The sequence below is a fragment of the Acidobacteriota bacterium genome, assembly GCA_030697165.1.
Taxonomy (GTDB): domain Bacteria; phylum Acidobacteriota; class Vicinamibacteria; order Vicinamibacterales; family UBA2999; genus 12-FULL-67-14b.
Genome location: JAUYQQ010000002.1, coordinates 194,260 through 208,266, shown reverse-complemented (window position 1 = coordinate 208,266; position 14,007 = coordinate 194,260). Strand labels below are relative to the sequence as shown.

General features: G+C 67.6%; 9 protein-coding genes. 6 read left to right on the top strand and 3 right to left on the bottom strand.

Going from position 1 to position 14,007, the window contains the following annotated elements:
• Nucleotides 1–1,962: an alkaline phosphatase family protein gene (locus tag Q8T13_02315; protein MDP3716582.1), complete on the bottom strand. Its 1,962-nt coding sequence runs from the start codon at nucleotides 1,960–1,962 to the stop codon at nucleotides 1–3.
• The gene (locus Q8T13_02310; GenBank protein MDP3716581.1) at nucleotides 1,959–4,049 is read right to left on the bottom strand and encodes an alkaline phosphatase family protein; all 2,091 of its coding nucleotides are present in this window, start codon (nucleotides 4,047–4,049) and stop codon (nucleotides 1,959–1,961) included. The genes Q8T13_02315 and Q8T13_02310 overlap by 4 nt, the downstream gene beginning before the upstream one ends.
• Nucleotides 4,050–4,099: 50 nt before the next feature.
• On the opposite strand from Q8T13_02310, the gene Q8T13_02305 reads away from it, so the two are divergent.
• On the top strand, nucleotides 4,100–4,705 hold the full coding sequence (locus tag Q8T13_02305; protein MDP3716580.1) for a sulfotransferase domain-containing protein: 606 nt from the start codon (nucleotides 4,100–4,102) through the stop codon (nucleotides 4,703–4,705).
• Between the two features lie 26 nt (nucleotides 4,706–4,731).
• Complete coding sequence (locus Q8T13_02300; protein MDP3716579.1) at nucleotides 4,732–5,604, top strand: amidohydrolase family protein; 873 nt, start codon at nucleotides 4,732–4,734, stop codon at nucleotides 5,602–5,604.
• Here Q8T13_02300 and Q8T13_02295 read toward each other — a convergent pair.
• On the bottom strand, nucleotides 5,601–8,312 hold the full coding sequence (locus Q8T13_02295; GenBank protein ID MDP3716578.1) for a protein kinase: 2,712 nt from the start codon (nucleotides 8,310–8,312) through the stop codon (nucleotides 5,601–5,603). The genes Q8T13_02300 and Q8T13_02295 overlap by 4 nt on opposite strands.
• Nucleotides 8,313–8,480: 168 nt before the next feature.
• Here Q8T13_02295 and Q8T13_02290 point away from each other — a divergent pair, with 168 nt between their 5' ends.
• From Q8T13_02290 to Q8T13_02275, 4 genes are read left to right on the top strand one after another with little or no spacing between them, the layout of a single operon-like run.
• Nucleotides 8,481–9,008 carry a hypothetical protein gene (locus Q8T13_02290; protein ID MDP3716577.1) on the top strand — a complete coding sequence of 176 codons (528 nt, stop codon included), beginning with the start codon at nucleotides 8,481–8,483 and terminating at the stop codon, nucleotides 9,006–9,008.
• 17 nt (nucleotides 9,009–9,025) lie between these two features.
• Nucleotides 9,026–10,003 (top strand): DUF1028 domain-containing protein, encoded by a 978-nt coding sequence (locus tag Q8T13_02285; protein MDP3716576.1) that lies wholly within the window; start codon nucleotides 9,026–9,028, stop codon nucleotides 10,001–10,003.
• Between the two features lie 60 nt (nucleotides 10,004–10,063).
• On the top strand, nucleotides 10,064–11,905 hold the full coding sequence (locus Q8T13_02280) for a VWA domain-containing protein (protein ID MDP3716575.1): 1,842 nt from the start codon (nucleotides 10,064–10,066) through the stop codon (nucleotides 11,903–11,905).
• A 10-nt stretch (nucleotides 11,906–11,915) separates the two neighbouring features.
• Nucleotides 11,916–13,973, top strand: a complete 2,058-nt coding sequence (locus tag Q8T13_02275; GenBank protein ID MDP3716574.1) for a M3 family metallopeptidase — start codon at nucleotides 11,916–11,918, stop codon at nucleotides 13,971–13,973.
• Nucleotides 13,974–14,007 lie beyond the last annotated feature (34 nt).

Genomic DNA, 14,007 nt, shown 5'->3' with positions numbered 1-14,007 from the left:
TCAGTACTCCTTGGCGCGGCGCTCCCCGGGAAACCCGTCGATCCCGAACTCCGCGAGAATCGCCGCCGCCAGGTTATGAATCGTCGCCGCCGGACGCTGGAGCGCCCGGCTACTCAGCAGGATCCCGGGGACCGTTTCGTGATCCATGCAGTGATCACCGCTCCACGCGCTCGTGTTGTCCGTTAAGACGTCCAGCGGCAGGCCGCCCAGCGCCGACTCGTCGGACCCACGCGTGCCCTTCGCGTATCCCACCACCAGGTCGGGCGCGATGTCCTCGTTGCCCCCCAGATGAAACACGTCTTCGCGCCGGTACATCTTGGAGATGGCCGCGCTCCCGGTCGCCGGGTCCATCGTGCCGAGTAGCTTCGCCGCAATCTCGCTCACCAGGGCCTCGCGTTCGGCCGGTTCGACGATGCCGTCCCGCTCGCGGCCCTTGAGGTTCAAATACAAGCCGTTCAGGCCGACCGCATAGGCGCGCGTGCGGGACCAGTCGACGTTGCCGAAGAACCCCGGGTCGTCGCGCCGGTTGGGATCGACCAACGCCAGGTAGCCGTGGTCGCGCAGCCAGCTGTTCATGTGGAACGCGCGGCGCCAGGACGTGAAGCCATGGTCCGACATCACCACCAGCAGATCGTCGGGTCCGAGCGTCGCGAGCGTGTCGCTGACGATGGCATCGAGGCCCCGGTAGAGCTCGTCGACCACGCTCGCGTTGGGACTGTCGGTCACGGCATTGTACGCAGGGTGATTCGGATCCCGTGCGCGCCACATCATGTGCGACACCTGGTCGACGTTGCCGAAATAGTAAAACAGCAGGCCGTCGTCAAACCGGTCGAGCACGTAGCGATACTGCCGCCGGTTCTCGTCGGCGGCCAGGCGCGCCTGGGCGAGGAACTCGGCCTCGGTGAGCACGCCGGTCTTCAGGCCCTTGGTGTCTTCGGGCATGCCCTGCGTGTAGAAACGCCCGGTGGCCTCCGCCAACTCCGCGGCGTAATCGCCTGGATGCGACACCGGCATGGCCGGATTCATGGGATCGATATTGACCGGGCTGGCATACAGCTCGAAGAACGGATCGAGACCCTTCAGGTAGAAGCGGACCTCGCCGCCAATCGACTGCGTCGGCGCGAGCGAAAAGCTGATCGGCACCCAGTCGCTCCATTCGCCCACGGCCAGCAGGAGCTCGTCGGCGCCAACGGTGATCTTGACGTGACGGTTGGCCTGGTCGAGGTGCGCCGTGAACTCGGCGCGCACCTTCTCCGGTTTCTTCAGGAACGGATTCTCGGGCCCTTCGAGCGACGCCCGTACCTGGCCGTTCCGGACCTTGACCGCATGCACGACGCCGCCGGACAGTGACTGGCCAACATAGGCATACGGCTCGGAGGTGTAGAACGCGAACGTGCCGTAGGTGCCGGTCAGATCCGGCGTGCCCATGCCGCTCAGCTCGCGCGTCGCCGTGCCAGACGGGGGGAAATTGGCCGGCATGCGGATGATCGTAGTGGGCACGCCACGCGACTCGAGGACCTCCCAGAACGGCTGACCGCGGCGCAGTGATTCTACGCGACCGCTCGACAGCGGCAGCTGCCATCGGCCGACGCCGAGCGCCCGGCCGCCCGGCTCCGTCCGCGTCGTCGACAGGTACGGCAGCATTGTCTTGGGATCGCGATGCACGAAGTCGAAAATGCCGTGCCCGCCGGGATCGAGACCGGTGATGAAGGTGGCCCACGCCACCGGGCTTTGCGGGGGAATGGTAGTACCGAGCGACGAGAAGCCGCCGGTCGCGGCGAGGTGCGCGAACCCGGGCAAGCGGCCGGCGGCGATCATCTGGCGGGTCAGGTCGTAATCGAGACCGTCGAAGCCCAGCACGATCACCTTGCGGCCCACCGCCGCGCGCGAGCCGCACGCGCCCACGGCGATTGCCGCGACGACCGCTATCGCCACCAACGCGCCATGGCCGGCGCGCGTCATGCGAGTCCTTCCAGTGACCGGCCGTCCATATAAGGCGGCGGTTCGATGCCGAACAGGCGGAGCGCCGTCGGCGCGATGTCGATCAGCGACGGTTCCTCGGTCGTGACCTTGCGGTTGCAGAAGAACACCCCGGGTACCAGGCGCGGATCGATGCAATGGTCGCCACTCCACGGCTTCAGATTGTCCTCGAACACCGCGCCCGACACGATGCCCGTGGCGCAGTCCCACGACGTGCGGTAGCCGGCGTTGTAGCCGATGATCAGGTCGGGCGCGTTCTCGAGGTACGGGCCCGAGTACAGCGCGGTGGTGTCGAACGCCTCGTTGACGCCGACCCCCGCCTTCTCGGGGTCGGCGAGGTTGCGAAGCTTGCCCATGATCTCGGCCTTGAGCGCGGCAGCCTCGGCTCCCGGAGAGACAATGCCGCCCGCCTCGCGGCCGGTCAGGTTGAGAAACATCCCCGTGAGGCCCAGCGCGTAGGCGCGCGTGGCGCTCCAGTCCACATCCCGCAGCCACTCGCTGCTGCCGTCGGTGCCGGGCTTGAGCGTCAGGTAGCCTTCGCGAAGCAGCCACTGGTTGAGGTTGACGCCGCGCCGGAACGAGCTGAAGCCATGGTCCGAGATCACCATGAGGACATCGCCATCCCGCATCCGCGCGCGGACGCGACCCACCAGCGCGTCGTTGTGGCGGTAGAGCTCGCGGATCGCGTCGCGGTGCGGCGCCTGCTCGCGGCCGCGACCGGCGGGGTGTCCGGGATCGATGTCGCGCCAGAACATGTGCTGGATGCGATCGGTGGCGTCAAAGACACACACCAGGCAGCCCCGGCGCAGGCGATCGAGCGACGCAAAGAACATCGACTCCCGCTCGCGGTCGATATCGTAGGCCTGCTGCAGGAACGTCCCATCGTCGGTGACGCCTTCGTTGAGCGCCCACGTGTCTTCGGCCAGGCCGAGCGTAGCAAAGGACCCCACGCGCTTGGCGAGGTAGGTGGCGTAGTAGGAGGGATGCGAGATCGGCATCGCCGGCGCGCCCGGGTCGAGGTTGATGGGCGAGACGTAGAGCGAGAAATGCTCGCCCAGCTCCGTGACGAGCAGGCGCGTCAAGCCTTTTACGGTGATGCCGGGCATCGCGGAAAAGGCGAGCGGGATCCAGTCGCTCAGCGTGCCGGCCTGGAGCGTGACCGAGTGGCCGCCCACTTCCACGTGCACCTGGCGTGACCCGCGATCCAGCCGCGCCCGCAGGGGCAAGGTGAGCGGGGGCGTGCCGTCCAGGAAGGTGTTGTCCGGTCCGTGCAAGGTGGTCGTGACGCACTCGCCTTCGATCGCAACCGCAAAGCGCAGCCCGCCCTCCTTGAAGGCCTGGCCCTGGGGCCGGGTGGTGTAGAGCAGGAACGTGCCCTGGGTGCCCAGCAGATCGGGCACGCACATCGCGCTCAGTTCGGCGCCGTAGAAGCGGTCGGGGGGGAACGTGATCGGCACGCGCAACACCGTGCTCCAGATGCGGGACTCGCCGAGGATCGTCCAGAACGGCTTCGACTTGCGCAGCAGCCGCAGTTCGGGCTTGCGCAGGGGAATCCGGTAGCGGCCGATCTTCAGGAACCGATCGACCTTGCCGATGCGGGCCGACGACAGCATCGGCAGGTAGGTGCGGCGGTCGCGATCGAGAAAATCGAAGATGTTGTGCCGCGCCGGGTGCGAACCGGTGCTGAACGACGACCATGCCACCGGCGACACCGAGGGAAAGGTCGTCTTGAGGCGCCGATAGCTGCCGGTGGCGGCGAGCGCGCTGAAGTTGGGCAAGATGCCTTCGCGCATGAACTGATCGGTCAGCTTCGGATCCTGACCGTCGAGACCCACCACGATCAGCCGGGTGATGGATGCCTTGGGCGGCGCCGCACTGGTGAGGGCCCGCCACAAGGCGCGAAACGGCCAGGCCAGCAGCGTCACCAACACGACGAGGATAGTGGTGACGAGCACGAAGGCTGACGACATCAGCGCGAAGCCGGCGCCGGGGCCGATGTATGCTGGGGTCGGCGTGGCGTTGCCAAGCAGCATGAGCAACGCCAGCGTGAGGGTGGTCAGGAACTTCAAGCGACCACTCTAGGCGGGCCGAACCCGTTTGGCAACCGACGATGGCTCCAATGTCCTTCCTTCGCCGCCTTCGACGCGGCCGTCCGATTGTGGTGGTGTCCGGCCTGCCGCGGTCGGGAACATCAATGGCGATGAAGATGCTCGAGGCCGGGGGGCTCCCCACCTTGACCGACGGCCTTCGGCGCGCCGACGCGAGCAACCCCAACGGCTATTACGAGTTCGAGCGCGTCAAGCAACTCGACAAGGCGGGCGACACCGCCTGGCTCGCGGCTGCGCGCGGCCAGGCCGTGAAGATCATCTCGTTTCTCCTTACCTACCTGCCCGAGTCGTACGATTACCAGGTCGTTTTCATGCGACGCGACCTGGGCGAGGTCGTCTCATCGCAGAACCAGATGCTCGACGCCCGCGATGAGGATCGTGGGGCCGGCGACGACCGCACGATGGCGCTCTACGCGCAGCACCTGGAGCAGGTCGAGCGCTTCTTGCGGCAACGAGCGTGCTTTTCCACCTTGATGGTGGACTACGCCGAGGTCCTTGCCGACCCCGGCGGACAGGCGGCGCGCATCAACCAGTTCGTCGGCGGCCGCCTCGCCGTGGATCGGATGGTCGCCGTGGCCGAGCCGGCCCTCTACCGTAACCGCCGCGGCGCCTCATAGGGCCGGGCCGGAAGGTCTCAAGAACTATGATCTGCGACGCACACGTCCACTTCTTCTCACCTGGGTTCTTCGCGGCGCTCAAAGCCGACCGTGCCGCCGTTGCGGCGCTCGGCTTCGACGTCCCGGAGTCGGCCGAATCGCTCGCCGATCGCTGGGTCGCAGAGCTCGACGCCAACGGCGTCGCTCAAGCGGCGGTGATGGCCAGCTTGCCGGGCGACGCAGACTCGGTGGCGACGGCACTCGCGCGACATCCCTCACGCTTCGTCGGGTTCTTCATGGTCGACCCGACGCGCGACGATGCGATGGCGTACGCCACGCGGGCCCTGGACGCGGGGCTACGCACCATTTGCCTGTTCCCGGCGATGCATCGGTACCCGCTCTACGACGAACGCGTGGCGCGGGTGTTCGGCCTCGCGGCATCGCGGCCGGGCACCGCGCTGTTCGTTCACTGCGGGGTGCTGTCGGTAGGCATTCGCGGGAAGCTCGGCCTGCCCAGCCCGTTCGAGATCCGCTTCGGCAACCCGCTCGACCTCCACGGCGTTGCCTTGAAGTTTGGCGCGGTGCCGATCGTGATCCCGCACTTCGGCGCCGGCATGCTACGCGAAGCGCTGATGGTGGCCAGCCTCTGCCCGAACGTGCTGCTCGACACATCAAGCTCCAACTCCTGGATCAGGCAGACGCCGGGCCTGACACTGGAGCAGGTGTTCCGCACCGCCCTCGACGTCGTCGGCGCCGAGCGGCTGTTGTTCGGCACCGACTCGTCGTTCTTCCCGCGCGGCTGGAACCCTGACGTCTACGTGCAGCAGAAGACCGCGCTCGACAGCCTCGGCATCGACGCGACTGACCAGGAGAAGATCTTCTCGGGCAACTTCAAGCGACTGTTCCGCGAAGCGCCTTAGCGTGGCGGCGTCTTGGCGACCAGCTCCTGCAGCCCGTTGACGACGACTTCAATCTGCGTCGAGTCTCCCCGGGCCGAATCGGCCGAGCTTTCCGGGAGCACGACCAACAGCCGCTTGCCATCAGGCATCAGGTCCCAGTGCCGCCGCATGGTCGCACCGCCCGGCATGATGTCCGGCAGCTTCAGTTCCCTGGGCTGGCCGATGGCCAACGCCGGGGCGGTCTGAATATCGGCGATGAAGATACGGCTATCCCTGGAGAAAAACAGGCGCTTGCCATCGCGCGACCAGACCGGATTGGACGAGTCCATCGGCAGTTGGTGCTTCGCCCCCGTGGGTGGATAGGGTTGTACAAACACCTGGGTGTTGCGCCCGTCGAGTTCGTTCGAGGCGTAGGCCAGCCACCGCCCGTCTGGCGAGAACTCGCTCATGGCGTACGACTGGGCCCCTCGCAGCAAGGGCTTCGGCAATCGGTCTCCCTCAGGCGACCACGCCCAGACGCTGGTTACCTCGGTAGCTACCCGCATCGCAAGCGTCTTTCCGTCAGGACTCCATGACTCCGGGAAGTGGCTGTGGATCAATTCGGGCCTGGTGAGACGCTCTGCGGCCTGGTTGCCGTCCGCGGGCTGCTGGAACAGGCCGCGATCGCCTTCGCGATCCGACTGGAAAGTGATGAACTTTCCATCGCGCGTCCAAATCGGCGCCGCGTTGCGCCCATCAAACGTCAGCCGGCGAGGGAGGCCATCGCCGGCGAGGTCGTGAATCCAGATGGCCGAGTCGTCTGCGGTCTCCGTCGCCACGACGATGCGAGTGCCGTCGGGGGAGATGCGTGGGTGCTGGTAAGCGTTCGGTGGTACGGGCAGCAACTGCGAACTGCCGTCGAGGTTCATCAGTGCCAGGTTGCGCCGCGCCGCTGCCGTGGGCGCTTCGGCCGGCAGGTATGCGAGCGAGCCGGAAGCCGACACCGCATAGTGCGCCACGAACAGCTGCGACATCCCGCGCGAAATGCCCTCGACGATCGGGACCGGCGGTCCGGTCGTGCGGAAGCCGGCGAGGTCGAAGGGCACCGCGAGCAGATTCGCCCCAGACGCAAACACCAGGTGACCTGACGACAGGTAGCGCGGGTCACTGGCCGACGACGCCACGACCCGTCGCGCGCCGTCAGCAGTCTGGATGATGACCTGTCCCTTTTCCCAGCCGGTGCCGAAGGCCTCCGTCGTCAGCGTGAACAGGATCGATCCGTCGTCGCCGATGTACTGCGGACTGGAAATGCGCTCGCCGGGCGCGACCGGAATCACCACCTCTGGCTCACCCCCGTCGGGCGAGACCCGAAGACCGCCGCTTGGCTGGGTGATGAGAATCCCGCGCGCCCCCCAATGCGGGCCCGAGAATGGCGCCACCATCCTGGCCAGGGTCACCGCCGGGCCGCCGGTGAGCGCGACCTTCTTCAACGCCTCGTCTGCGCCAGAGTAGAACGCGACAAACTGGCCGTCGGGAGAGAACGATGGACTGCTGACCTGTCCCTCGGCGCCAGGGATCGACCGCGCCTGCGATTCGCCCATGCTCCGCAGCATCAGCTGGCGTTGGCCGGGGCCAACATCGACCACGTAGGCCAGCCGCGTGCCGTCGGGTGACAGCGCGAGATTCTGGAACGCGCGGTTGTAGTTTGGGCTCGGAAACGCAAACCGCACCACGTCGCGGGGCGGCGCCGGCGTCAGCCACCGCGTCGCGAACACCGAGGCGCCGGCGGTGATCGCGACCAGCAACGCCACCGGCATGACGCGGCGCCAGAGCGAAGGGGTGGCGGGAGTCACGGTAAATGTCGCGGTCGCCGCGGGAATTGGCGCGGCGACCAACGCCTCGAGCTCGATCCGCAGATCGCCCATCGCCTGCCAGCGCTTCTTCGGGTTCTTCTCCAGGCAGCGCTTGAGCAGCACGGCGAGCCGCGGGTCCGTTCCGGCAGGCAGTGCCGTGAGATCCGCCTCGAGGGCGATGATCGCCGCCATGACCTGTGCGCCGGTGTCGCCGCGAAAGGGCCGTTGCCCGGTGAGCATCTCGTACAGCACGACGCCGAACGAGAACACGTCGCTGCGCCGATCGACCGCGGCGCCCTTGGCCTGCTCAGGCGACATGTAGGCGGCGGTGCCCATGATCATGCCGGCCTGCGTGGCCAGTAAGACCACCGTCGGGGAACTCGCGGTTGATAATGCCGCCGGCGAGCTGTCCATGGCCTTGGCGAGCCCGAAGTCCAGGACCTTGACCTTGTCGTCGGGTGTGATCTTGATGTTGGCGGGCTTCAGGTCGCGGTGCACGACGCCTTGCTCGTGCGCGGTCTCGAGCGCGTCGGCAATCTGGATGGCGATGGGAAGCGCCTCGCCGACGGGCACTGGCCCACGCGCGAGGCGTTCGAGCAGAGTCTCGCCTTCGACCAGTTCCATGACCAGGAAGTGGATCGGCACCTGGCCGGCGCCGTGCTCCATGCCGTAGAGCGCGGCGATGTGGGGATGGTTGAGCGACGCCAGCACCTTGGCCTCGCGCTCGAAGCGCGGCACCCGGTCCGCATCGGTGGCGAACGCCTCCGGCAGGACCTTGATCGCCACGCTGCGACCGAGCCGGATGTCACGGGCGCGGTACACCTCGCCCATGCCACCGGCGCCAAGCGAGCCGGTAATCTCGTAGGTGCCGAGGGTCGTTCCGGGAGCGAGCGGCATGCCGTGGGTGATGATAGCTCGGGACGTTCGGGGGCCGACTAGGAAGAAGGCCGCGTTGCGCGCGGTGGGGGCTCGTGGCCTCCGGCCACTTGTCGGGCTCGGCGCTCCGCGCCTTCGTCGGGCGTGGCGTATACAATGCGGCAACGGCTCAGACCGTGAGACACCCAAATGGCAAAGAAAAAGACCAAGGCAAAGTCACCGAAGACCACCGCGAAGAAGGCCACCAAGAAACGGCCGGCCAAGAAGGCGCCCGCGAAGGGAACTGCGGCCAGAAAGAAGGCGAAGACCGCGGCCAAGCGCAAGCCGGCCGGGGCCCCCGACGAACTGTACGCGCCAATTCTCGGCGCCGAGCGCCGCTACCTGGGCCGCGTCCAGCTCGAAGTGGTCCGCGCGGGCGCCGCGCGCGTGAAGCGGATGATCTATCCGCCGGGCTTCAAGTGGTCGGTGGACATGCAGCCGGCTGTCGGCACCGACCTGTGCATGCACGCCCACGTCGGTTACCTGGCGCACGGCGAGATTCACATCGAGTATGCGGACGGCTGCGTGGTCGAGTTCAAGGCGCCGCAGGTGGTGGCGATCGATCCCGGGCACGACGGCTGGGTCGTCGGCACCGAACCGGTGGTGCTGATCGAGTTCGATTTCGAGCGCGATACCGTCGCCCGCATGGGCATGCCCAACAGCCACCGCCATGAGTAGTAGCCACGACTGACGTCATGAAAATACTTATCCTCGTCCTCACGCTCCTGCTCGTGCCGGCACTGCCGGCCAGCGCGACGTTCTCGATTGTCGCGATCGATCCGGTGACCGGCGACCTGGGCATTGCGGTGGCCTCGCGCTACTTTGCGGTGGGCGCGGTCGTGCCGTGGGCCGACGCGGGCGTGGGCGCGGTCGCCACGCAGGCCGGCGTGAACGTGGGCTATGGCCCACGCGCGCTGGAGTTGCTGCGGCAGGGGTTGACCGCGCAGCAGGTGATGGACCGCCTGTTCCAGGAGGACACGTTTCCCGGCAAGGACGGCCGGCAAATCGCCATCGTCGACGCCAAGGGCAACGTTGCGGTGTTCACCGGCGATGCCGCCAACGCGTGGCGCGGCCACGTCACCGGCAAGACCTGGTCCGCGCAAGGCAACATCCTGGTCGGACGACACGTCGTCGAGGCCATGGGCCGCGCGTTCGACCAGACCAACGATGAACTGGCCGAGAAGCTCTACGCAGCGCTAAAGGCCGGCGACGAGGCGGGTGGCGACAGCCGGGGCCGGCAGTCGGCATCGATCCTGGTCGTGCGCAAGGCTGGTGGCCGCAACACCAACAACGACCGCTATGTCTTCGTGAACGTGGACGATCACCAGGATCCGATGAGCGAACTGCGGCGGCTCATGAACATCCAGATGACCATCAACCACGGCGGCGCCGTCAATCGCGCCCTCACTGCGAGCGACTTTGCGAAGGCGCTGGCGTCGGCCGAAAAGGTGGCCGGCTACTCGCCGAACGACGGCGCGGCCCACGTGCGAGCCGGCTTCATCGCGTACCTGGCCGGCAACCGCGACCGCGCCACGGCCGCCTTCGCCCGAGCGAAGCAACTGACGCTGCCGGCGCAGTTCAAGACGCTCTGGGACGGCCAGTCGTCCCGGACCCCCGCGTTTGCCAGGGTCCTCGAAGACAAGGCGTTCGTGGCGGCCTCAGGCCCGCAATAGCCTGGGGCCAGTTGCAAGACGGTACTGCCCCGGAGCCGGGGAACTGTCTACAATGCGGCTATGCGAATTCCTGCCGGACTGACCGCCGCCGCCCTCCTCGCCCTGGCGGCGACCGAGCCGGTTGCCACGCGGCAGTTCCGGGCCGGCACCGCCCTGGTGATGGTGGACGTGGTGGCCACCCGGGCCGACGGCAACCTGAATCACGACCTGAAGCGCGAAGACTTCCTGGTGTTCGAAGACGGCAAGCCGCAGGAGATCAAGCAGTTCCAGATCGTGGATCTGGAGACCATCGCCGCCGAAGTCGTCGATCCACCCGGGGTGTTCAGCAATCGCGCCGAGCCCGGCGCCGTGTTCGCGCTGGTGCTCGATGACATGAACATCGACACCCGGCACTCCGCCTTGATGCACAAGACGGCGAATGGGTTTATCGACGAGCAGGTGCGCAGTGGCGACTACGTCGGGGTGATGCGCACCGGCATGAACTCGCCGTTGCTGCTCACGACCGATCGCGAGCTGGTGCGACCGCTGATTGCGCGGACCCAGGGGCTCCGCGATGCCAACGACCTGAGCGCCGTGACCGGCGTCACTGGCGAGACCTTGCCCGTGCTTGGCGCCGGCGGCGAGCTGCAGATGCCGGACTTCAGCGCGCTGGGGCTGTTCGACCAGTCGCCGGCCGCGCGCATCCAGGCCGAGCAGAGCCTCGTGATGGTGCAGCGCGTGGTCGAGTACCTCTCGCCGATTCCGGCGCGACGCAAGGCCGTGCTGCTGTTCAGCCAGGGCGTGGCGTTCGACCTCGAAACGTTCGCGGCCAACAGCACCTCGCGCAGCTTCGACACCATGCGCCGCCTGCTGGCCGCGGCGCGCGAGGGCAACGTGGCGATCTACACCATCGATCCCCGCGGACTGCAAGGGTCACAGGATCCGCCCATCGGCGCCACCCCGGTGCCGATTACCGGCGATGCCGGCATCGACTCGCTGCGCGATCTCGCTGCGGCGACCGGCGGTCGGGCCGTGGTCAGCACCAACGAGCTCCAGGGCGCGCTTGGTCGCATCTCCCGCGAGAACCGGTTCTATTACCTGGTCGGCTACGAGCCATCGGACACGGGCTCGCCGACTCGCGCGCGGCAGATCGAGGTCAAGACGCGAGCGCCGGGAACGACGCTGCTGCACCGCCGGGCCTATTCGCCGTCAGCGGCCACGGCCGTGGCGGCGGTCGTCAACCGGGCGCCGATTGCCGCGCCGCTGCCGGATGCCGGCCTGCCGATCTCGATGGCGCCGGTCGTGTTCCCCGACCCTGCAGGTGGGGCGTCGCTGGCCGTGCCGTTCGAGGTGGGCGGCAACCTGCCGGGCAACGACACGGTGAAGTACACGCTGGTGGCGGTCGACGGCCGCGGCGTGCAATCGGGCCGCGTCTCCGGCACCGTGCGCGTCGCGGACGGCGCCGCGCGAGGCATGGTGCGGCAGAAACTCGCGCCCGGCCGCTACCAGCTGCGGCTGCAGGCCGAGATTGACGGTCGTGGAACCGGCGTGGCGCTGGCCAATGTCTCGATGCTCGTGCCCAATACCGATACTCCGGTCTGTGGCGGATTCATGCTGTTGCAGAACGAGGGCGGCAGGCCGCGGCCGAACGTGACGCGGTTTTTCCGCAGCGACCGACCAGTGATGGCCGCCATGGTGCTGTCGGCACGCGCGCTGTCGGCCGGCTCACTGGCGCTGGTAGTGCGGCGTCCCGGCGCGCCCGAAGCCGAGTTGCCGCTGGGGCGGCCGCAATCGATCGTCAACGGGCTGTGGCGCGTCGAATCCGGCATTCCGGCCTCGACGTTCTCCGGCGATGTCGAGCTGATCCTGCTGTCGAACGAACAACCCGTTCCCGGATGCCGCACGGAACTGCATTTTGAGTGAGCACTCTCGCATGCGCCTGACACTTGGTTCGTTGATCGTTATCGCCCTGGCCGGGTTGACCTCGGCCGGCCATCTGGTGGCGCAGGCGCCGCCGGCCGCTACCGGCAGCACGGCGCCGTTCTTTGCCGGGGTCACCGATCCGGCGGCCCTCACGACGCTGGTCAATGAACACCTGGCGGCCGGGCGCGGGTTGCTCGCCCAGCTGACGTCGGCGCCAGGCCGGCGCCCGGCAGAACAGACGCTGCGGACGTACGACAACATCATCGTCCACATCAACGCCGCCAGGGACCTGTCGTCGGTGGTTCGCCAGCTCCATCCCGATGCCGCCATGCGCACCGCCGCCGAGACACTCGGCCAGTCCGCGGAGAGTTTCGAAACTGAGCTGGCGCTGAACCCGGCCGCCTACGGGGCCTTGGCCGGCATCCGCACCGCCGGCGCGCCCGCCGACATGAAGCGGTACCTCAAGCTCGAACTCGACGACTACCGCCGCGAGGGCGTCGACAAGGATGCCGCGACGCGCGCCAAGGTCAACGAGCTGCGCGACCAGCTGGTGCGGCTGCGCCAGGAGTTTGATCGCAACGTCCGCGACGGGGCGCGGACGCTGACGGTGGCCAACGCCGGCGAGCTGGCCGGCCTGCCGCCCGACTACATCGCCGCCCGCAAGCCCAGGCCCGACGGCTCCATAGTCCTGACGACGAACGCGTCGGACCTGCAGCCGGTGATGCTGTATGCGAAGAGCGACGACCTGCGCCGCCGCATGCTGCTCGAGTCGAACGACGTCGCCTATCCGGCCAACCTGGCGGTGCTGCAACGGACCATCGAAACCAGGGCGGAGCTGGCCGGCACGCTCGGCTTCAAGGACTGGGCGACCTTCGACCTGTCGAACCGCATGGCGGCCACGCCGCAGAACGCGGCTGCGTTCATCGATCGCATTGTCGCCGCGTCGGCGGCGAAGGCCAACGCCGACTACCAGTTGATCCTCGACCGCAAGCGGCAGGACCAGCCGGGCGCGACCACCGTCGAGGCGTGGCAGCGCCGCTACTACACGGAGCTAGTGCGGCAATCGAGCTACGACTTCAACTCGCAGTCCATGCGTCCCTATTTCTCCTACGAACGGGTGCGGGCCGGTGTGTTCGCGGTCAGCGGCCGGCTGTTCGGCCTCGAGTTCAGGCCGGCGCCGTCGCTGCCGGTGTGGCATCCATCGGTCGAACCCTACGAAGTGTTCGAGGCAGGGCGGCTGGTCGGCCGCATCTATCTCGACATGCACCCGCGTGCCGGCAAGGCCGGCGGCGGCGCCACCGCGGCCACCGCGCGCGCCGGCATCCGCGGCCGTCAGTTGCCAGAGGTGGTGCTGATTACCCGCTTCCCCGGCGGCACCCCGGGCGATCCCGGCCTCATGACCTTCGACCAGGTCACGACGTTCTTTCACGAGTTCGGCCACCTGGTGCATGCCCTGTCGTCGGGACAGCAGCAGCAGTGGATCGGCCTCACCCGCGTGGCCGAGCGCGACTTCATCGAGGCGCCCTCGCAGATGATGGAAGAGTGGGTCTCGGATCCCGCGACGCTCGCGACCTTCGCGACGCATTACCAGACCAACGAACCGATTCCTGCGGCGCTGGTCCACCAGATGCGCCGGGCCAACGAGCTCGGCCGCGGCTACGACACGCGCCAGCAGATGGTGTTTGCCGGCCTCAGCCTGTCGCTGCACAATCGCGATCCGAAAGACGCCGATGCGATGGTGATCTACAAGGATTTGATGACGAAGTACCTGCCGACGACGTACCCGGAGGGTAGTCATTTTCCGGGGACTTTTACGCAGCTGTCGAACCCCAACTACACCGCGTCGTACTACACCTACATGTGGTCGCTGGTGATTGCGAAAGACCTGTTCAGCGGTTTCGACAAGCGCGACCTACTCGCGCCAGGACCGGCCCGCCGGTTCCGCAACAAGGTGCTGGCGCAGGGCGGCGCCAAGCCGGCCGCCGAACTGGTGCGTGACTTCCTGGGTCGCCCCTACAGCTTCGATGCGTGGGCGGCCTGGCTGAACCAGGAGACGCCGGCGCCTTAGGAGGGCTCGCGGCTCCGCCGCTGGTGGGGTCGCT